Source organism: Burkholderia sp. AU32262 (assembly GCF_020419985.1).
Lineage (GTDB): Bacteria > Pseudomonadota > Gammaproteobacteria > Burkholderiales > Burkholderiaceae > Burkholderia > Burkholderia semiarida.
Map to the genome: position 1 here is coordinate 1 of NZ_JAIZRS010000009.1, position 20,573 is coordinate 20,573.

The 20,573-nt window shown below is 65.7% G+C and carries 20 protein-coding genes and 1 pseudogene; 8 read left to right on the forward strand and 13 right to left on the reverse strand.

Translation table 11 applies throughout. From position 1 onward, the window contains the following. Positions 1-509, forward strand: a 509-nt coding sequence (locus LGN10_RS12870) for an IS630 family transposase (RefSeq protein WP_226223716.1), incomplete at its 5' end; no start/stop codon positions are given. Here LGN10_RS12870 and LGN10_RS12875 read toward each other — a convergent pair. After that, on the reverse strand, positions 506-1,111 hold the full coding sequence (locus tag LGN10_RS12875; RefSeq protein ID WP_226223717.1) for a TetR/AcrR family transcriptional regulator: 606 nt from the start codon (positions 1,109-1,111) through the stop codon (positions 506-508). The genes LGN10_RS12870 and LGN10_RS12875 overlap by 4 nt on opposite strands. Before the next feature lie 435 nt (positions 1,112-1,546). Between LGN10_RS12875 and LGN10_RS12880 the strand changes: the two genes are divergently transcribed. Then, positions 1,547-2,272 (forward strand): glutathione S-transferase, encoded by a 726-nt coding sequence (locus tag LGN10_RS12880; RefSeq protein WP_226223719.1) that lies wholly within the window; start codon positions 1,547-1,549, stop codon positions 2,270-2,272. 13 nt (positions 2,273-2,285) lie between these two features. Here the strand turns inward: LGN10_RS12880 and LGN10_RS33670 are convergent. From LGN10_RS33670 to LGN10_RS12905, 5 genes and pseudogenes are all read right to left on the reverse strand, one after another. Beyond that, positions 2,286-2,562, reverse strand: a pseudogene (locus LGN10_RS33670) (hypothetical protein); the annotation flags it as partial. Positions 2,563-2,761: 199 nt separating this feature from the next. Next, a complete protein-coding gene (locus LGN10_RS12890; protein ID WP_226223720.1) occupies positions 2,762-3,226 on the reverse strand; it encodes an Lrp/AsnC family transcriptional regulator in 465 nt (154 codons plus the stop codon). A 101-nt stretch (positions 3,227-3,327) separates the two neighbouring features. Continuing rightward, positions 3,328-4,086 (reverse strand): dimethylarginine dimethylaminohydrolase family protein, encoded by a 759-nt coding sequence (locus LGN10_RS12895; RefSeq protein WP_059639859.1) that lies wholly within the window; start codon positions 4,084-4,086, stop codon positions 3,328-3,330. A gap of 175 nt (positions 4,087-4,261) precedes the next feature. After that, the gene (locus LGN10_RS12900) at positions 4,262-5,512 is read right to left on the reverse strand and encodes a DUF1479 domain-containing protein (RefSeq protein WP_226223722.1); all 1,251 of its coding nucleotides are present in this window, start codon (positions 5,510-5,512) and stop codon (positions 4,262-4,264) included. A gap of 111 nt (positions 5,513-5,623) precedes the next feature. Then, entirely contained in the window at positions 5,624-6,013 is a 390-nt protein-coding gene (locus LGN10_RS12905; protein ID WP_226223730.1) for a VOC family protein, read from the reverse strand. Positions 6,014-6,084: 71 nt separating this feature from the next. Here LGN10_RS12905 and LGN10_RS12910 point away from each other — a divergent pair, with 71 nt between their 5' ends. Then, a complete protein-coding gene (locus LGN10_RS12910; protein ID WP_226223731.1) occupies positions 6,085-7,062 on the forward strand; it encodes a helix-turn-helix domain-containing protein in 978 nt (325 codons plus the stop codon). A 90-nt stretch (positions 7,063-7,152) separates the two neighbouring features. Here LGN10_RS12910 and gltA read toward each other — a convergent pair whose 3' ends face one another. From gltA to LGN10_RS12945, 7 genes are all read right to left on the reverse strand, one after another. Further along, positions 7,153-8,454, reverse strand: coding sequence for a citrate synthase (gene gltA, locus LGN10_RS12915; protein WP_011881720.1), 1,302 nt, complete (start codon positions 8,452-8,454; stop codon positions 7,153-7,155). A 66-nt stretch (positions 8,455-8,520) separates the two neighbouring features. Further along, positions 8,521-8,793, reverse strand: a complete 273-nt coding sequence (locus LGN10_RS12920; RefSeq protein WP_059582797.1) for a succinate dehydrogenase assembly factor 2 — start codon at positions 8,791-8,793, stop codon at positions 8,521-8,523. A 6-nt stretch (positions 8,794-8,799) separates the two neighbouring features. Continuing rightward, positions 8,800-9,501, reverse strand: a complete 702-nt coding sequence (locus tag LGN10_RS12925; protein ID WP_006479352.1) for a succinate dehydrogenase iron-sulfur subunit — start codon at positions 9,499-9,501, stop codon at positions 8,800-8,802. A 21-nt stretch (positions 9,502-9,522) separates the two neighbouring features. Next, entirely contained in the window at positions 9,523-11,298 is a 1,776-nt protein-coding gene (sdhA, locus tag LGN10_RS12930) for a succinate dehydrogenase flavoprotein subunit (protein WP_059582803.1), read from the reverse strand. Between the two features lie 3 nt (positions 11,299-11,301). Continuing rightward, on the reverse strand, positions 11,302-11,670 hold the full coding sequence (gene sdhD / locus LGN10_RS12935; protein ID WP_006487767.1) for a succinate dehydrogenase, hydrophobic membrane anchor protein: 369 nt from the start codon (positions 11,668-11,670) through the stop codon (positions 11,302-11,304). Positions 11,671-11,674: 4 nt separating this feature from the next. Then, positions 11,675-12,091, reverse strand: a complete 417-nt coding sequence (gene sdhC / locus LGN10_RS12940; protein WP_059582807.1) for a succinate dehydrogenase, cytochrome b556 subunit — start codon at positions 12,089-12,091, stop codon at positions 11,675-11,677. Positions 12,092-12,259: 168 nt separating this feature from the next. Continuing rightward, positions 12,260-13,075 carry a GntR family transcriptional regulator gene (locus tag LGN10_RS12945; RefSeq protein ID WP_059583137.1) on the reverse strand — a complete coding sequence of 272 codons (816 nt, stop codon included), beginning with the start codon at positions 13,073-13,075 and terminating at the stop codon, positions 12,260-12,262. Between the two features lie 297 nt (positions 13,076-13,372). On the opposite strand from LGN10_RS12945, the gene LGN10_RS12950 reads away from it, so the two are divergent. From LGN10_RS12950 to acnA, 5 genes are all read left to right on the forward strand, one after another. Beyond that, complete coding sequence (locus tag LGN10_RS12950; RefSeq protein ID WP_006487742.1) at positions 13,373-14,359, forward strand: malate dehydrogenase; 987 nt, start codon at positions 13,373-13,375, stop codon at positions 14,357-14,359. Between the two features lie 183 nt (positions 14,360-14,542). Then, positions 14,543-15,550, forward strand: a complete 1,008-nt coding sequence (locus LGN10_RS12955; protein WP_226223940.1) for an HpcH/HpaI aldolase/citrate lyase family protein — start codon at positions 14,543-14,545, stop codon at positions 15,548-15,550. A 229-nt stretch (positions 15,551-15,779) separates the two neighbouring features. Beyond that, a complete protein-coding gene (locus tag LGN10_RS12960) occupies positions 15,780-16,295 on the forward strand; it encodes a hypothetical protein (RefSeq protein WP_059582813.1) in 516 nt (171 codons plus the stop codon). 29 nt (positions 16,296-16,324) lie between these two features. After that, the gene (locus LGN10_RS12965) at positions 16,325-17,776 is read left to right on the forward strand and encodes a bifunctional 2-methylcitrate dehydratase/aconitate hydratase (protein ID WP_059582817.1); all 1,452 of its coding nucleotides are present in this window, start codon (positions 16,325-16,327) and stop codon (positions 17,774-17,776) included. A 52-nt stretch (positions 17,777-17,828) separates the two neighbouring features. Then, the gene (gene acnA / locus LGN10_RS12970) at positions 17,829-20,546 is read left to right on the forward strand and encodes an aconitate hydratase AcnA (RefSeq protein ID WP_059582818.1); all 2,718 of its coding nucleotides are present in this window, start codon (positions 17,829-17,831) and stop codon (positions 20,544-20,546) included. The last annotated feature ends 27 nt before the right edge of the window (positions 20,547-20,573 follow it).

The window sequence follows — 20,573 nt, forward strand, 5'->3', positions numbered from 1 at the left end:
CGATGGGTTTCGGCTACGTCGAAGGCGTTACTCACGACTACGTCCGTCATGGCACCACGACGTTGTTTGCCGCCCTGAATGTCCTCAATGGCGCCGTGCTCGCTACCTGCAAGCCGCGCCATCGACATCAGGAATTCCTGTCGTTTCTGCGCGAAATCGACAAGGCCGTGCCAGCCGAACTCGACGTGCACTGCATCGTCGACAACTACGGCAGTCACAAGCATCCGAAGGTCAAGGCGTGGCTGGCGGCACGCCCCCGCTGGCATATGCATTTCATTCCCACCTACAGTTCGTGGCTCAACCAGGTCGAACGCTTCTTTGCGTTGATCACCGACAAGGCGATTCGTAGAGGCTCGTTCGGCTCGGTCAAACAACTGGTCAAGCGAATCGATCAATTCGTCTCCCACTACAACGAAAACTGCAAACCGTTCGTCTGGACCGCGTCAGCCGATTCCATCCTCGAAAAGCTGCATCGACTTTGCTCGCGAATCAGCGGAACAGGACACTAGTTGAGCAGCCGCATGGCCTCGTCGACCAGCATCGACATATCGCTGCGGCGTTGGCCGAGCTTACCCACCACTCGAAGCCCCTGCACCATGGCGAACAGACAGCTCGACGTGGCTTGTGCGTTCAGCGTGGCATCGACGGACCCATCGGCCTGCCCCTGCCTGATCAGATCGCGAAGGAGACGCTCGACCCGCTGCATCGATTTGTGAACGATGTCGGCGATCTCGCTATCCAACGTACCGAGAACAATAGCGCCGCCCACGACCAGACAGCCCTTTCGGCCCTCGTCTCCATGCGAGACGTCCGCATAAAAGCGCAGCAGCGCGCGCACCTTGTCCCGTCCGTTCCCTTCATCGGCAAGGATCGTGTTGAGTGCGCTCGCGCGCCGATCGACGTACCGGTTCAACGCGGCAACGAATATGGCGTTCTTGTCCGCAAAAGCCTTGTAAAGACTGCCGGTGGTGAGCCCTGTCTCCCGGGACAGATCGCCGATGGAAGTCGCATGATAGCCACGCTCGCGAAAGACGCGGATGAAGCCGTCCAGCGCTTGCTCCATGTCGAATTCTCGTGGCCTGCCAACGTTCGGTGCATTTTTCGTCGCCATGCGGCATTATAGGAAATGATCATTTCCAAATCAAGCGATCCGGAACCGCGCAACGAGGCATACGATTAAACGACCGGCCGAAAACGCGCCTTTCCTTCCGTTTCTTGCAGGGTTCGTCCTCGCGGGTTCCGCATCGGGGCGGCTTCCGACCGACGGGGAAGGTCGGGGCCTGTTCGCGCCCATAGGTGACGGGCTTGCGCTGGCGCTGACCCGCTTCGCCGGCGGCGACACGCACCCTGGCATGATCGGCGGTGAGCTGGTCGAACGCAGCCACGAAGGCGTGTGGGCGCGACGAACGCCGCGCATGACACGCGGCGCCGCTGGCATTTCGCACTCGATCTCGTAGACTGTCTATTCGCAACGGGCGGCGCACGGCCGCCCTCCCCGCCATCGCGGTGCGTGCATCCAGGCGCATCGACCGGACAGGAGCACTGCATGCGATTTGAACTCTATTACTGGCCTGAAATCCAGGGCCGCGGCGAGTACGTGCGCCTCGCGCTGGAAGCAGCCGAGGCCGACTACGTCGACGTCGCGCGCGAATCGGGACGCGGGATGGGCGTGGCGGCGATGATGCGCATGATGGACGACACGAAAGCGGAATGCGTGCCGTTCGCACCGCCGTTCCTGAAGGCGGGCGACGTGGTCGTCGGACAGACCGCGAACATCCTGCTGTTTCTCGGCGCGCGGCTCGGACTCGCGCCCGACGACGAAGCCGGCCGGCTGTGGGTGCACCAGCTCCAGCTGACCGCCGCCGATTTCATCACCGAGATCCACGACACGCACCATCCGATCGGCAGCGGCCTGTACTACGAGGACCAGAAGGCGGAAGCGGCCGAGCGCGCGGCCGATTTCCTCGAGAACCGGCTGCCCAAATTCCTCGGCTACTTCGATCGCGTGCTCGAACAGAATCCGCACAAGAGCGGTTATATCGCGGGCAGCACGCTCACCTACGCGGACCTGACGATGTTCCAGTTGATCGAGGGCCTGCGCTATGCGTTTCCGAAAGCGATGAAGCGCGCGGAACGCAAGATCGCCGGGCTCGTCGCGCTGCACGATCGCGTCGCACGGCATCCGCCCGTCGCGCACTACCTCGAGTCGGAACGCCGCATCCCGTTCAACGACATGGGGATCTTCCGGCACTATCCGGAGCTGGACAAGTAACGGCCGGCTGCCGTTACCCCGTCGCCGCAGCGACCGACCGGCGCGGTGGCCCGTGCCGCGCGGCGGTCGCGTCGACGGCCTCGACCGAGCGCGTGAGCCACGGCCCGACGTCCATTTCCTCGTAGCGCACGAGCCGGCTCTTGCGCGCGCGGCGACAGCGTCGCGAACATCGGCGCGTGCCCTTCCGATGCGAGGTTGTACAGCGTCCGTGCCGCCGCGTAGGCACCCGAATTGCCGGCCGACAGCACGGCCGTCAGGATCAACGGATTCATCGCGCCGGCGGCGAGCGGGATCGCGATCATCGCGATGCGACGGCCCTGCAGACGACGTTTCAGCGTCGCTCCGGACGGCGCGGCCGTCTGCGCTGCCGCTTGCGCGGCATCCATAATGTTCACCCCGATCGTGATCCGGGACAGTCGATTCGATTCGGGATGCAAATCGATCGCGCCGGTCATTCGCATCGAAACCGGCCCTGGCTGGCCGGTCGCCTCACACGACGCTGCGCTTGATCGTCTGCAGTTCGGCCGTCGTCACGATCTTCTCGATCCGGAATCGCAGGCTTTCCAGCCACACGTTGGCGATCCGCCGGTACTCGTCGAGATCCTCGCACGCGAGCCGCACGAGAAAATCGAACGTGCCGCTCACCAGCCAGCAATCGAGCACGGCCGGATTCGCGCGCATTTCCTCCTCGAACGGCGCCTGCGAACGCCCGTGGTCGGCCAGCACGATCTGCGCGATCACGACGATCGGCTTGGTCGCGCGCGGCGCGTTGATCACCGCGCGGTACCCTTCGATCACGCCGAGCGCCTCGAGCCGCTCCACGCGCGCCTGGCACGGCCGCGGCGTGAGATTCACGCGTTCCGACAGCTTCCGGTAGGAAATCCGTCCGTCGGTGCGCAGGATGTCGAGAATCCGGAGATCGATCTTGTCCAACTGCATCTTCTTGTCGGTCATCCGCGTTCGCTCCGGTCGGGTCGTGGCTCATGGGAGGAACGTCTGCCGTTCCACACGCGGGCCATATTATCCGGCCGCCGCCGCCGCCGCGCGCCAATCGACTAGAACCGCAGCGACAGGCACGTCAGGCCGCCGTCCATCTTGCGGAACTCGCTCGTGTCGATCACGTGCAGCGGCATGCCGAGCGACGCGATCGCGTCATGCACGCGCGGATAGCCGGCCGGCGTGATCAGCGTGCCGTTCACGCGCAGCGTGTTGGCCGCATATTCGTCGGCGGCGGAAATCGCGATCCTTCGATAGTCGGCGAACGCCGGATGCGCGGCCAGCGCGTCGGTCACGAGCAGCGTGTCGTCGCCAAGCGCATTGACGACCGATTTCAGGTGCAGGCCGGCGCCAACCGGCACCGCGACGACCGAATAGCCATGGCGCGACACCAGCGACTCGAACGCGGCGATGCCTTGCGCGTCGGTGCGGCTCGTCAGCCCGATGAAGAAGCGCTTGCCGACCAGCATCACGTCGCCGCCGTCGAGGCGGCCCTGTTGCATCGGCAGCAGCTCGCGATGCACGCGCAGCGCCGCTTCGATGTGCGCGGTCTCGCCGCGCCGGGCGGGCGCGCCGGGGCGCGTGATCACCGCGAACTCCGGCGTGACGACGGCGACGTCCTCGACGAAGTGCGAATCGGGAAACGCATCGAGCGGCGGCAGTTCGGTCAGCTCGACCGCGAGCATGCGCAGCGCGTCGCAGTAAGCGTGGAACTGCGCGAGCGTCTTGTCGTAGTCGGGTGCGCCGAGTTCGGCGGTGGTCAGGCCCGCGCCGCAGGACGGCGCGGGACGGCGAACGATCGCTTGCGTGAATTGCATCGACTCCTCCATGATCTGCGCCGCACCCGTGCCGTGCACGGGCCGGCGGCGTCGTGACCGGACCATTATCGGAAGCCAAATTGCGCCATTCGCGTCGATTTCGGTGGCGCCGACAGCCGATTGCGTCGAATTGCGCGCACCACGCAGCCGATTCGGCGAACGGGCGGCCCGCGCGTCATGCGCCGGGCTCGAATCCCATCTGCGCGCGGCCGAGCGCCGTGAGTTCGGCCTCCCCCGCGCGCCCGTCGAAATCGACTTCGAAATGGTCGGCCGGGAAATCGGGCGGGCTGTCGCCGCGCAGGAACGCGCAACGCTGGCGTTGCAGGTACGCGTCGTTCTTCGCGCAGCCGGGCGCGGCCGCAATGTACATCACGTTGCTGTCGCCGCCGCCCCGATGCGCATCCTCGACCGCATGCACGACGTCACCGTGCCAGAACACCGCGTCGCCCGGTTCCATATGCGGGATCGGCACCAGCGCATCGAGCAGCAACGCGTGCCATTCCGGGCGAATCGACAGCGCGCGGCCGGGACGCGCGCCGCACAGGTCGTCGTCGGCGACGTCGTCCTGCAGCGCGCGCAGCACGACATAGGCCATCGCGTTCGCAACCGGGATCAGCTGCAGCGTGCCGTCGCCGGGCCCCTGCGGTGTCAGCGCGGTCCAGCCCTGGAACGTGCGGAACATCGAACACACGGCCGGCGACGGAATCTCTTCGACGTCGGGCCGGAACGCCGCATCGAACGGATCGTACTCGCGCCAGCGGCCGGCCAGCACATGGCGATAGACCTGCCGAAAATTCGCGCCGAGCCAGCGCTCGACCGAGCCGCCGTCGACATGCGGCGACAGCCCGAGCGAAGTCGAACCGGGCGGCCGGCGGCGGATCCGGTCCGCATACGCGGGCACCCGATCGGGATCGAAATGCGCACGTGCGCCGTCCGCATGTCGCCACAGGCGGTTCAGGAACACCCGCGCCTGCGTGAGCGCCGGCGACTGGCGCGCGGCCACCTGCGGCTTCGACCAGTAGACGCCGTAGATCTGCGGCTTGCCCGACGCGAGATTGCCGAAATAGCGGTCTTCCGCGCGCGCGTGCAGCCGGTCGGCGAAACGGTTCGCATCCAGATACGCGCCGATCTCGTCGTTCCAGTCGCGTGCCTGCCTCGCATCGAACACGCCACGGATCACGACCGCGCCATGCGTGCGGATCGCCGCAACCGCATGCGGATCGACCCGGCCGCCCGCGATATCCGCGAACGGCACGACCGGAATCACGTCGTGGCCGTGCGCGTGCGCGCGGCGGATCGCATCGACCTGCCGGGCGACGTCGCCCTCCACTTCGCGGAACGTGGCCGCATAACCGGGCAAATCGGCGCGCAGCGCCCGTTTCGCCGCGCGGATCGCGGCAGGCAGGTCGTCAATCGTCAGTTGCATCGTCGTCCCCTCGCTGAAAGCGTGTCGTGATGTGCTGTCAGCGTACGGCCGGCACACGGCCGCCATCGCCACTATCCGGCCAATGATCGATACAATCCTGACAATCGTGCGTCATTCGGGACGATGGCAGACCACGCAGAGCTTGTTGCCGTCCGGGTCGCGGAAATACGCGCCGTAATAGTCGCGGTGATAGTGCGGCCGCAGGCCCGGCGGCCCTTCGCAGGTGCCGCCATGCCGCAGCGCGAGTACGTGGCAACGATCGACGTGCGCGCGGGTCGGCGCATCGAACGCGATCGTGTGGCCGTTGCCCGGCTCCGGTGGGCGGCCGTCGAGCGGCTTGCCGAAGAAGAACAGCGGCCGCTCGGCGTCGGCCGGCATCCAGCCCGACCAGCGGTCCGGCTCGCGGAATTTCAGGCGCAGCCCGAGTGCCGCGAACAGCGGCGCATAGAAATCGTAGGCGCGCGCCGTATCACCGACGCCCACGCACACATGTGAAAACATGGCATCGCTCCTTGGTGAGAATCGCCCACGATCATGCCACGGCGCACTGCCCGCCCCTACCGGAGGCCGCGATGAAACCGCAATACGAGCACGTGACGTTCGCGTCCGGCTGTTCGATCCGCGTCTATCACCGCCAGCTCGCGCGCATTCCGTTCGAATGGCATCGCCATCCCGAGTACGAACTGACGCTGACGCTCAACAGCCGCGGCCAGCGCTTCATCGGCGATCACGTCGCGCGCTACGCGGACGACGATCTCGTGCTCGTGCCGCCGAACCTGCCGCATACGTGGTCGTCGAACGCGCGCATCGATCGCGACGCGCCCGAAGTCGCGCTCGTCGTCTGGTTCGACGGAGACTGGGCGCGGCGGCTGGCCGACTGCTGCCCCGAATACGCGCCGCTGCGCTCGCTGCTGCGGCGCGCGGCGCCGGGGCTGCGCTTCGACGTGGAGACGGCCCGCGCGATGCGCGCGCGGCTGCCGCGGTTGCTCGATCCGTCGCCGCGCGTACGGCTTGCAGCCACGCTCGACACGCTTGCCGATCTCGCGGAAGCCGGCGGCGAACCGCTCGCCACCGCGCATGCGTACGACCGGCCCGACGGCGCGCCGTCGCCCGGCGGGCCGGGCGCGCCCGAAGCCGAACGCCTCGACCGCGTGCTCGACGCGATCGACCGGCATTTCCACGAACCGCTGCGCATCGACGCACTCGCCGCTGCCGCGCACCTGTCCGAACGCACGCTGCAACGGTTATTCGTCCGGCATCTCGGCGAAAGCGTCGGCCGTTACGTGCAGCGGCTGCGCCTCGCGCATGCATGCCGCCATCTCGTCGGCACCGACTGGCCGATCGCGACGGTCGCCGCGCGCTGCGGCATTCCGAATGCCGCGAACTTCAATCGCCAGTTCCTCGCCGCGCGCGGCACGACGCCCGGCGCGTACCGGCAGTTCTTCAAGCAGCACGGCCATGCACCGGACGACGACGCGCCCGCGCTCGACACGCGGCCGCCGTCGCTGGAGCGCCGCGCCGGCTCGGGCCAACGCCGGCCGCGCAAATGAAAACACCCCGACGGGCTGACCCGTCGGGGTGTCGTGGCGTTGCGGTCGCCCGACGCGAGTGACCTGCCGGCCGCTCGCGCCGCACGCGGTTTAACGTGCGTTGAGCGGCTTCGCTTCGCGCGGCGTATCGCCGATGAACAGCTGGCGCGGACGGCCGATCTTCTGTTCCGGATCGGCGATCATTTCGTTCCACTGTGCGATCCAGCCGACCGTACGTGCCATCGCGAAGATACACGTGAACATCGACGTCGGGATGCCCAGCGCGCGCTGGACGATACCCGAGTAGAAGTCGACGTTCGGGTACAGCTTGCGCGACACGAAGTATTCGTCTTCCAGCGCGATCTTCTCGAGCTGCATCGCGAGCTTGAACAGCGGGTCGTCGTGCAGGCCCAGTTCGTTCAGCACTTCGTAGCACGTCTCGCGCATCAGCTTCGCACGCGGGTCGTAGTTCTTGTACACGCGGTGGCCGAAGCCCATCAGCTTCACGCCCGAGTTCTTGTCCTTCACCTGCTTGATGAATTCGGGGATGTTGTCCGGCGAACCGATCTGCTCGAGCATGTTCAGCGCGGCTTCGTTCGCACCGCCGTGCGCCGGGCCCCACAGACACGCGATACCGGCCGCGATACACGCGAACGGGTTCGCGCCCGACGAGCCGGCCAGACGGACCGTCGACGTCGATGCGTTCTGCTCGTGATCGGCGTGCAGGATCAGGATGCGGTCGAGCGCGCGGACGAGCACGTCGTTGACCTTGTACTCTTCGCACGGGTTCGAGAACATCATGTGCATGAAGTTCGCGCTGTACGACAGCGAGTTCTTCGGATACACGAACGGCTGGCCGATGCTGTACTTGTACGCCATCGCGACGAGCGTCGGCAGCTTCGCGATCATGCGGATCGCCGACACTTCGCGGTGACGCGGGTCGTTGATGTCGAGCGAGTCGTGGTAGAACGCCGACAGCGCGCCGACCGCGGCGACCAGGATCGCCATCGGGTGTGCGTCGCGACGGAAGCCACGGAAGAAGAAGTGCATCTGCTCGTGCACCATCGTGTGCTTCGTGACGGTGTCGACGAATTCCTTCTTCTGCGCGGCGTTCGGCAGTTCGCCCTTCAGCAGCAGGTAGCAGCTTTCGAGGAAGTCCGCGTTTTGTGCGAGGTTGTCGATCGGGTAGCCGCGGTACAGCAGCTCGCCCTTGTCGCCGTCGATGTACGTGATCGCCGAATTACACGAAGCCGTCGACATGAAGCCCGGGTCGTAAGTGAACTTGCCGGTCTGGCCGTACAGCTTGCGGATGTCGATCACGTCCGGGCCCATCGTGCCCTTGTAGATCGGCATTTCGACGCTCGGCGAGTTGTCGCTGAACGATAGCGTGGCTTTAACATCAGACGGAGTCATGGCACATCCTCAATCGAAATAAAGAAACGGGATTCGATAACGGGCGCAGCGCGTTACACCTTGGCGTCACACGTTGCGCAGCATCTCCAACAGCCGGTGAATGTCCGGGCTGTCTAGGTCGCCTTCTGGTTCCTTGCGCGCGAGGAGCAAGTCCATCAGGTCGTTGTCGCTCAGATCGAGCAGGCGCGACAACGCGCCTACGTCTGCATCGGTGAGGTCATGCTCGTATCGGCTGAAGAATCGCTCGAATACGATGTCGTTCTCCAGCAGACCCCGCCGCGCGCGCCAGCGCAGGCGCGCGCGGCGGTGCGGGTCGGATTGATGCGATTCGTCGCTCATCAAACTTTATACCGCGCGCCGAACCATCAGTTCCTTGATCTTGCCGATCGCCTTCGTCGGGTTCAGCCCCTTCGGGCAAACGTCGACGCAGTTCATGATCGTATGGCAACGGAACAGACGGTACGGGTCTTCCAGGTTGTCGAGACGCTCGCCGGTGGCGGTGTCGCGGCTGTCCGCGATGAAGCGGTAAGCCTGCAGCAGGCCGGCCGGGCCGACGAACTTGTCCGGGTTCCACCAGAAGCTCGGGCACGACGTCGAGCAGCTCGCGCACAGAATGCACTCGTACACGCCGTCGAGCTCGTCGCGCTCTTCCGGCGACTGGAGGCGTTCCTTCTCCGGCGGCGGCGCGTCGTTGATCAGGTACGGCTTGATCGAGTGGTACTGGTTGAAGAAGTGCGTCATGTCGACGATCAGGTCGCGCACGACGGGCAGGCCCGGCAGCGGGCGCAGCACGATCTTCTGCGGCAGGTCGTTCAGGTTCGTCAGGCACGCGAGGCCGTTCTTGCCGTTGATGTTCATCGCGTCCGAACCGCACACGCCTTCGCGGCACGAACGGCGGAACGACAGCGTCTCGTCCAGTGCCTTCAGCTTGACCAGTGCGTCGAGCAGCATGCGCTCATGCTGGATCTCGAGCTCGTACGTCTGCATGCGCGGCGCTGCGTCCTTGTCCGGATCGTAGCGGTAGACTTCAAAAATGCGTTTTGCCATTTCGGATTCCTTTGACTCGGCTTAGAACGTGCGCGGCTTCGGCGGCACGGAATCGACCGTCAGCGGCTTCATTTGAACCGGCTTGTAGTCGAGGCGATCGCCTTCGCTGTACCACAGCGTGTGGCGCAGCCAGTTCTCGTCGTCGCGGTGTTCGTAGTCGCTGTGCGCGTGCGCGCCGCGGCTTTCCTTGCGCGCTTCCGCCGACACCATCGTTGCGCGGGCCACTTCGATCAGGTTCTCCAGCTCGAGCGCTTCGACGCGCGCGGTGTTGAACACCTTCGACTTGTCCTTCAGGTGGATGTTTTCCACGCGCGCCTTCAGGCCGGCCATCTGGTCGACGCCTTCCTTCAGCAGCGCCGACGTGCGGAACACGCCTGCGTGCTTCTGCATCGTCGCGCGGATGTCGTTCGCGACGTCCTGCGTGTACTCGCCCGAGCTCGACTTGTCGAGCTTGTTCAGGCGCGCGAGCGAGAACTCGCCCGCATCCGCCGGCAGCGGCTTGTGTTCCTTCTGGTTCTTCACGTGCTGGACGATGTGGTTGCCGGCCGCGCGGCCGAACACCACGAGGTCCAGCAGCGAGTTCGTGCCGAGACGGTTCGCGCCGTGCACCGACACGCACGAGCATTCGCCCACTGCGTAGAAGCCGTTGACCGGTTCCTTGTGATCGCGCGACGTGCCGACGACCTGACCGTGGATGTTGGTCGGGATGCCGCCCATCTGGTAGTGGATCGTCGGGACGACCGGGATCGGCTCCTTGATCGCGTCGACGTTCGCGAACTTCAGCGCGATTTCGCGGATCGACGGCAGACGCTTCATGATCGTCTCGGCGCCGATGTGCGACAGGTCGAGCAGCACGTGATCCTTGTTCGGACCGACGCCGCGGCCTTCCTTGATTTCCTGGTCCATCGAGCGCGACACGAAGTCACGCGGCGCCAGATCCTTCAGCGTCGGTGCGTAGCGTTCCATGAAGCGCTCGCCGTTCGCGTTGCGCAGGATGCCGCCTTCGCCGCGCACGCCTTCGGTGATCAGCACGCCCGCGCCGGCCACGCCGGTCGGGTGGAACTGCCAGAACTCCATGTCCTGCAGCGCGATGCCCGAGCGGGCCGCCATGCCGAGGCCGTCGCCGGTGTTGATGAACGCGTTCGTCGATGCCGCGAAGATCCGGCCTGCGCCGCCCGTCGCGAACAGCGTCGTCTTGCCTTCCATGATGTAGACGTCGCCCGTCTCCATCTCGAGGGCCGTCACGCCGAGCACGTCGCCGTCCGCGTCGCGGATCAGGTCGAGCGCCATCCATTCGACGAAGAACTGCGTCTTTGCCTCGACGTTCTGCTGGTACAGCGTGTGCAGCAGCGCGTGACCAGTACGGTCGGCGGCCGCGCAAGCGCGCTGGACCGGCTTCTCGCCGTAGTTCGCGGTATGGCCGCCGAACGGACGCTGGTAGATCGTGCCGTCCGCGTTACGGTCGAACGGCATGCCGAAGTGCTCGAGTTCGTACACGACGTTCGGCGCTTCGCGGCACATGAACTCGATCGCGTCCTGGTCGCCGAGCCAGTCGGAACCCTTGATCGTGTCGTAGAAGTGGTAGTGCCAGTTGTCTTCGCTCATGTTGCCGAGCGACGCGCCGATCCCGCCTTGCGCGGCGACCGTGTGCGAACGGGTCGGGAACACCTTCGACAGCACGCCGACCGACAGGCCCGCGCGCGACAGTTGCAGCGCCGCGCGCAAGCCGGAGCCGCCCGCGCCGACGATCACGACGTCAAACTTGCGGCGCGGGAGGGAAGTTTTGATTGCAGCCATTCTTTACACTCTCCAGAGAATCTGCGCGGCGTAGCCCGCACATGCGAGCAGCCAGACGATGGTCAGCGATTGCAGCAGCAGGCGCACACCGACGGGCTTCACGTAGTCCATCCAGATGTCGCGCACGCCGACCCATGCGTGGTAGAAGAGGGAAAGCAGCATCACGAAGGTCGCGAGCTTCATCCATTGCGCGGCGAAGATCGATGCCCAGCCTTCGTACGAAAAATCGTGCGCGCCGAAGAACAGGACGAGCAGAATGACCGTGTAGACCGCCATAATCGTGGCGGTGACGCGCTGCGCGAGCCAGTCGCGCAGGCCGTAGTGTGCGCCGACGACGAGGCGCTTCGAGCCGATTCGGTTGTTGGCTGCCATTTTCTTAGAATGCTCCGAACAGTTTGAGTGCCATGGCGATCGTCAGCGCGATCGAGACGACAAAGACGACGACGGCCGTCCGCTTGCCGCCTTCCTTCGAGACGGCGTCGTGGTTGACGTCCATCAGCAGGTGGCGAATGCCGGCGCAGAAATGGTGGAAGAAGGCCCACGACAACGCGAGGACGATCAGCTTGACGACGATGTTGGAGAGGAAAGCCTTGAAGACTTCGAAGCTGAGCTCGGAGGTGAGGCTCTGGTCGAAGAGGAACAGCAGGAACGGCAGGAACAGGAACAGCAGCGCGCCGCTGACTCGGTGGAGAATCGACAGTATCGCCGCCAGCGGCATGCGATACTTCAACGTGATGTCGCCGATTCCGATGTTCCGGTATTCCGGCCTCGGCTTTCTTACTGCGTCAGTCATGCTAGACCCCTACTATGTTGTCACACTAATCCGCGATTTTAGCGCCTTTTCATATCGCGCTGCAGCGAAAGTCTGCTCTGGATAATTGCGCGAACACGAACAAAGGCGGCCCGAAACGTGCTTCGCGAGCGTGGGAAACGCGAATGCACGCGGCTGAACCGAACGTCGTCAGCTCAAGTCATTCTGATAGTAGTACCCGGTTGTGACATACCAGCCGCGACGCACTTCCACCGGCCGATCCCCGTACGTATAGGACACGCGCTCGACCGACAGCAGCGGGAAACCGGCCGGCACGTGCAGCAGGTCGGCCACCGCCGGATCCGCCGCGACCGCGCGGATCTTCTCCGTCGCGCGGATCATCCGCGTACCGAACTCCGTCTCGAACATCGCGTAGAGCGGCCCCTTGTATTCGCTCAACCGCTCGAACGTCAGCCCGCGGAACATCGCGCCCGGCAGCCAGATCTCGTCGAGCACCGTCACTTCGCCGTCGAATTCCAGCAGGCGGCGCACCTGCACGACGGGGTCGGCGGGCTTCAGGTCCAGCTGCCGTGCGATCTCGGCCGGCGCGCGCAGGCGCCGGCATTCGAGCAGACGGCTCACGTGCGGGTGCTCGGCGCCGTCGTCGGCCAGCAGACGCAGAAAGCGGAATTGCGCGCGATCCTCGTTGTGCGTTGCAACAAAAGTACCCTTGCCCTGCCGCCTGACCACCAGGTTTTCGGCGGCCAGCTCGTCGATCGCCTTGCGAACGGTGCCCTGGCTGACCTTGTAACGGGCCGCGAGCTCCACTTCGCTGGGGATGATCTCGCCCGGCTTCCATTCGCCGGATTCGAGACTCTGCGTGATCAACGACTTGATCTGCTGGTATAACGGGCTGAACGTCGGCGACGCGGCCGCCGCGGGCGAAGCCGCGGGATCGCCCGCGCCCGGCTGCCCTGGGCCGCCTGCGCCGGTCTGATTCGCGGTGTTCGCCTGGTTCGATGTCATGGCGCGCATTTCATCACAAACCGCACTTTTTCGTCCACTCAATTTCCGCAAAACATCTGTCTTATATAAGACATATGATACCGTTTGACTTTGCGCGTGACGGCTCCTACACTCCCGGTCGAGCAAGGGTTCGCGGGTGCAACAGCGCGTCCCCGGCTACGTGCCACGGCCGTCTCCAGGTTCACCGCGTCCGCCATCGCGAGTCCTCCGCCCTGCTTCAATGCAACGCTACGCACAACGCGCATAGAATGGCGTTTTCGCTCGCGTCCAACGCTTCACCCGTCCTGGAGATTTTCAATGGCTAAGCCCGCAAAGCGCGTTGCCGTCACCGGCGCCGCAGGTCAAATCGCTTACTCCCTGCTGTTCCGCATCGCGAACGGCGACCTGCTCGGCAAGGACCAGCCGGTCATCCTGCAACTGCTCGACCTCCCGCAAGCCCAAGCCGCCGTCAAAGGCGTCGTGATGGAACTCGACGATTGCGCGTTCCCGCTGCTCGCGGGCGTCGTGATCACCGACGATCCGAAGGTCGCGTTCAAGGATGCCGACGTCGCGCTGCTGGTCGGCGCACGTCCGCGCTCGAAGGGCATGGAGCGCAAGGACCTGCTGTCGGCGAACGCCGAAATCTTCACGGTCCAGGGCGCCGCGCTGAACGAAGTCGCGAGCCGCGACGTGAAGGTGCTGGTCGTCGGCAACCCGGCGAACACGAACGCGTACATCGCGATGAAGTCGGCGCCGGATCTGCCGAAGAAGAACTTCACGGCCATGCTGCGCCTCGACCACAACCGCGCGCTGTCGCAGCTCGCCGCCAAGTCGGGCAAGCCGGTCGCGTCGATCGAGAAGCTCGCCGTGTGGGGCAACCACTCGCCGACGATGTACCCGGACTTCCGCTTCGCGACCGCCGAAGGCGAATCGCTGCTGAAGCTGATCAACGACGACGTGTGGAACCGCGACACGTTCATCCCGACCGTCGGCAAGCGCGGCGCGGCGATCATCGAAGCGCGCGGCCTGTCGTCGGCAGCGTCGGCGGCGAATGCGGCGATCGACCACGTGCGTGACTGGGTGCTCGGCACGAACGGCAAGTGGGTCACGATGGGCATCCCGTCGGACGGCTCGTACGGCATCCCCGAAGACATCATCTACGGCGTGCCGGTCACCTGCGAAAACGGCGAATACAAGCGCGTCGAAGGCCTGGAAATCGACGCGTTCTCGCGCGAGAAGATGGACGGCACGCTGGCCGAGCTGCTCGAAGAGCGCGACGGCGTCGCCCACCTGCTGAAGAACTAAGCATCACGCATCGGGCCGGGCAGCCTTCGGGCGCCCGGCTTCGGCGCGGGCCGGCATGCCGCCGGCCCGCGCCGAGCGATCCGATTCGCGCCCGTTTTGCCGCCTCGCGCCACCTCTCGCCGGCCCAGAACCTGCCCGAATCCGATTTTCTCCACGTTGACCCGCTTCCCTGACGTAGAAGAGATGGCCGCGCTCACTCCTGCACAAGTGCTCTACGACGGGGCGTCCCCGCCCGCGATCCTGCCCTGCTGCGATCACTACGCGGGCAGCGAGAAGCTGATGCGCAAGTCGCTCGCGCTGCAGGCCGAGCTGGGTCCCGTGTTCGACCTCACGCTCGACTGCGAGGACGGCGCGGCCGTCGGCCAGGAAGCCGCGCACGCGGCGCTCGTGGCCGACCTGCTCGGCAGCGCCGAGAACCGCTTCGGCCGCGTCGGCGTGCGCATCCACGACTTTTCCCACCCGCACTGGCGCGACGACGTGCGCATCGTGCTGCGCGCGGCGCGCGTACCGGCCTACATCACGCTGCCGAAGATCGCGAACGCCGCCGACGCGGCCGAAATGACCGCGTTCATCGAAGGCACGCGCCGCGAGCTCGGCATCGCGCAACCGATCCCTGTCGACGTGCTGGTCGAGACGCACGGCGCGCTCGCGCAGGCGGCCGCCCTCGCCGCGCTGCCGACGGTCGGCACGCTGAGCTTCGGGCTGATGGATTTCGTCTCCGCGCACCACGGCGCGATCCCCGACTCCGCGATGCGCTCGCCCGGCCAGTTCGACCACCCGCTCGTGCGCCGCGCGAAGCTGGAAATCGCCGCGGCCTGTCACGCACACGGCAAAACATCGTCACACAATGTGACGACCGAGGTGCGCGACATGGCTGTCGTCGCCGGCGATGCGCGCCGCGCGCGCGACGAATTCGCCTTCACGCGGATGTGGAGCATTCACCCCGCGCAGATCCGCCCGATCGTCGACGCGTTCGCCCCGCGCACCGACGAAGTCACGCTGGCCGCCGAGATCCTGCTGGCCGCGCAGGCCGCCGACTGGGGCCCGACGCGCCACGGCGATACGCTGCACGATCGCGCGAGTTATCGTTATTACTGGTCGGTGCTGCGCCGTGCGCGGGCCGCCGGCCAGCCCGTACCGTCCGAGGCCGCGCCGCTGTTCGGCCCGGCCGCCGCGGGCGTCGCGCATTGAGTGCGCGCCGCCGGCCGAGTCACGCGTTGCATGCATCCGCCGGCACGCGAGCCGGCAGACGTTTGCGAAACGACAAAAAACGTAACGGAGCCCGAAAACCTGATATATGCGCGGCCAAATAGGTGAAAATAGCGGCCGCTGCGCGCTTTCGGGGCGCGTGCAGTTTCAAACCGGCCGGCAGTGTCGATTGCCGGCCCTTGTCAACTGATTATCGAAAGGTTCTGACTCCATGAAGAAACTCCTGATCGCTACCGCCATCGGCGCCTTGTCCGCCACGATGCTGGTGTCGGCTCCGAGCGCGTTTGCCCAGGGTACGGCCACCACGACCGCGAAGAAGGCAGCGGCCAAGCGCCCGGCGCCGGCCAAGCGCATCATCCCGCGCAGCAAGAAGGCGCAGGCGCGCGCGGCCGCCAAGGTCGATCCGGTGCCGGAAGGCGCGGTCAAGTGGTCCTGCAAGGAAGGTCTGTCGTTCGACCTCGCCGGCGACATGAAGCGCGACCAGGTCGTCACGGTTCACTGGGCGAAGAAGAACTACAAGCTGCCGCGCCAGACCACGACGACGGGCGCCGACACGTTCTACGATCCGGCAGCAGGCTTCAAGCTGGTCGTGATCCCGACCAAGGCGATGCTGTTCTCCGACGCGAACGGCGGCGAGCGCCTCGCGGACGAGTGCGTGACGCCGGAAATGGCGCAAGGCGGCGCAGCGCCGACGCAGGCGAACGAACTGAAGCCGGCAACGAACTAAGCGCGCGTTTTTCCGCTCTCGGCCCCTCGATGTCCGCCCCGGTCTCCAACGTCCGCCCTGCTCCGGATACGGTACTCGTCGACATCGTCGACTACGTGCTGAACACCGGCATCGACAGCGCGCTCGCGCTGGAGACGGCGCGTCATTGCCTGATCGACACGCTCGGATGCGGACTCGAGGCGCTGTCCTACCCTGCCTGCACCAAGCTGCTCGGCCCCGTCGTGCCCGGCACGATCGTGCCGAACGGCGCGAAGGTGCCCGGCACGTCCTTCCAGCTCGATCCCGTCCAGGCCGCGTTCGGCATCGGCGCGATGATCCGCTGGCTGGACTTCAACGACACCTGGCTCGCCGCCGAATGGGGTCATCCGTCCGACAACCTCGGCGGGATCCTGGCGACGGCCGACTGGCTCTCCCGCACGGCCCGCGCGGCCGGCCGCAAGCCGCTCGCGATGCGCGACGTGCTGGTCGCGATGATCCAGGCCCACGAGATCCAGGGCTGCCTTGCCCTCGAGAATTCGTTCAACGCGGTCGGGCTCGACCACGTGCTGCTCGTGAAGGTCGCGTCCACGGCCGTCGTCGGGCGCCTGCTCGGGCTTACGCGCGACGAGCTGATCAACGCGGTCTCCAACGCGTTCGTCGACGGCCACGCGCTGCGTACCTACCGCCATGCGCCGAACACCGGTTCGCGCAAATCCTGGGCGGCCGGCGACGCCACGTCCCGCGCGGTGCGCCTCGCGCTGATCGCGAAAACGGGTGAAATGGGCTATCCGTCGGCGCTCACCGCGAAGACCTGGGGCTTCTACGACGTGCTGTTCGACGGCAAGCCGTTCCGCTTCCAGCGCCCGTACGGCACGTACGTGATGGAAAACGTGCTGTTCAAGATCGCGTTCCCCGCCGAATTCCATGCGCAGACGGCCGCCGAGGCCGCGCTGCTGCTGCACGCACGGCTCGCCGCGGCGGGCCGCACGACCGACGACATCGGCCGGATCACGATCCGCACGCATGCGGCCGCGATCCGCATCATCGACAAGCAGGGCCCGCTCGCCAATCCGGCCGATCGCGACCACTGCATCCAGTACATGGTCGCCGTGCCGCTGCTGTTCGGCCGGCTGACCGCGGCCGACTACGAAGACTCGGCCGCGGCGGACCCGCGCATCGACGCGCTGCGCGCGAAGACCGTGTGCGTCGAGGATCCGCAGTTCACGAAGGATTATCACGATCCGGACAAGCGATCGATCGCGAATGCGCTGACGATCGAGTTCACGGACGGATCGAAGCTTGCCGAAGTGGCGGTCGAGTACCCGCTCGGCCATCGGCGGCGCCGTGCGGACGGCATCCCGCTGCTGGTCGAGAAGTTCAGGACCAACCTCGCCCGCCGCTTTCCGGCCAAGCAGCAACAAGCGATTCTCGACGTGTCGCTGGACCAGGCAAAGCTCGAAGCGATGCCGGTCGATGAGTACGTCGATCTGTATATGATCTAGCCGTCAGATACAGGACTCTTTGTTTCCTAGCCTCAAACCCAGGAAAATCACCATGGCCCACAATCTCCACAAGACCCTCAAGGAATTCGACAGCGGTTCCGGCAAAGGCAAGTTCTACTCGCTGCCGCAGCTCGGCAAGGAACTGAAGACGAAGATCGAACGCCTGCCGGTGTCGATCCGCATCGTGCTCGAGTCCGTGCTGCGCAACTACGACGGCAAGAAAATCACCGAAGAGCACATCGAGCAGCTCGCGAACTGGAAGCCGACCGCGAAGCGCGTCGACGAGATTCCGTTCGTCGTGTCGCGCGTCGTGCTGCAGGATTTCACGGGCGTGCCGCTGCTCGCCGACATCGCGGCCATGCGCGGCGTCGCCGAGCGCACGGGCAAGAACCCGAAGAAGATCGAGCCGCTGGTCCCGGTCGATCTCGTCGTCGACCACTCGGTCCAGATCGACTACTTCCGCCAGAAGGACGCGCTCGACCTGAACATGAAGCTGGAATTCCAGCGCAACAACGAGCGCTACCAGTTCATGAAGTGGGGCATGCAGGCGTTCGACACGTTCAAGGTCGTGCCGCCGGGCGTGGGCATCGTCCACCAGGTGAACCTCGAATACCTCGCGCGCGGCGTCCACAAGAAGACGGACGGCGCCGACACCGTGTACTACCCGGACACCCTCGTCGGCACGGACAGCCACACGACGATGATCAACGGCATCGGCGTGGTCGGCTGGGGCGTGGGCGGCATCGAGGCGGAAGCCGGCATGCTCGGCCAGCCGGTGTACTTCCTGACGCCGGACGTCGTCGGCGTCGAGCTGAAGGGCAAGCTGCGCGAAGGCGTGACGGCCACCGACCTCGTGCTGACGATCACGGAAATGCTGCGCAAGGAGAAGGTCGTCGGCAAGTTCGTCGAATTCTTCGGCGAAGGCACGCGCTCGCTGTCGCTGCCGGACCGCGCGACGATCGGCAACATGGCGCCGGAATACGGCGCGACGATGGGCTTCTTCCCGGTCGACGAAAAGACGATCGAGTACTTCGAAGGCACGGGCCGCACGAAGGCCGAAATCGCCGCGTTCGAAAACTACTTCAAGGCGCAGAATCTGTTCGGCATTCCGAAGGCCGGCGACATCGACTACACGAAGACGGTGACGCTCGACCTCGCGACGGTCGCGCCGTCGCTGGCGGGCCCGAAGCGCCCGCAGGACCGCATCGAGATCGGCCACGTGAAGTCGACGTTCACCGACCTGTTCTCGAAGCCGGTCGCGGAAAACGGCTTCGCGAAGAAGGCGGAAGACCTGAACACGCAGTACACGACGAGCAACGGCGTCGACGTGAAGAACGGCGACGTGCTGATCGCCGCGATCACGTCGTGCACGAACACGTCGAACCCGAGCGTGCTGCTGGCGGCCGGCCTGCTCGCGAAGAAGGCGGTCGAGGCCGGCCTCACGGTCGATCCGAAGATCAAGACCTCGCTCGCGCCGGGATCGCGCATCGTCACCGAATACCTGACGAAGACGGGCCTGCTGCCCTACCTGTCGAAGCTCGGCTTCGAAGTCGCGGCGTACGGCTGCACGACCTGTATCGGCAACGCGGGCGACCTGACGCCGGAGCTGAACGAAGCGATCACGAAGAACGACATCGTCGCGGCGGCCGTGCTGTCGGGCAACCGTAACTTCGAAGCGCGCATCCACCCGAACATCCGCGCGAACTTCCTCGCGTCGCCGCCGCTCGTCGTCGCGTACGCGATCGCCGGCAACATCACGCGCGACCTGATGACCGAGCCGGTCGGCAAGGGCAAGGGCGGCCGCGACATCTACCTCGGCGACATCTGGCCGACGAGCGACGAGATCCACGCGCTGCTCAAGTTCGCGCTCGATCCGAAGAAGTTCGAGGACAACTACTCGAAGCTGACCAAGAAGGGCGACCTCTGGAGCAAGATCGAGGGCGAAACGGGCGAGGTCTACGACTGGCCGAAATCGACGTACATCGCCGAGCCGCCGTTCTTCGGCAACGACTTCTCGATGGAGCCGGCCGCGTCGATCCCGACCGTCAAGGGCGCGCGCGCGCTGGGCATCTTCGGCGATTCGGTCACGACCGACCACATCAGCCCGGCAGGCTCGATCAAGGAAGATTCGCCGGCCGGCAAGTGGCTGAAGGAAAACGGCGTGCAGAAGGCCGACTTCAACAGCTACGGCTCGCGCCGCGGCAACCACGACGTGATGATGCGCGGCACGTTCGCGAACGTCCGGATCAAGAACCTGATGATCCCGGCGAAGCCGGACGGCACGCGCGTCGAAGGCGGCCTGACGATCCACCAGCCGAGCGGCGAACAGCAGTCGATCTACGACGCGGCGATGCGGTACGTCGCCGCCGGCACGCCGACCGTCGTGTTCGCGGGCGAGGAGTACGGCACGGGCTCGTCGCGCGACTGGGCCGCGAAGGGCACGCAGTTGCTCGGCGTGAAGGCCGTGATCGCACGCAGCTTCGAGCGCATCCACCGCTCGAACCTGGTCGGCATGGGCGTGCTGCCGCTGCAGTTCAAGGGCGCGGACAGCGTCCAGTCGCTCGGCATCACCGGCGAAGAGACGTACGACATCGAAGGCCTCGGCGACGACTTCAAGCCGCAGCAGGACGTCACGCTCGTGATCCATCGCAAGAACGGCGAAACGCAGCGCGTGCCGGTGCTGCTGCGCATCGATACGCCGATCGAAGTCGACTACTACAAGCACGGCGGGATCCTGCCGTTCGTGCTGCGCTCGCTGCTCGCAGCGTAAGCGCTGCCTGTTGCAGGTGCCGCAGCC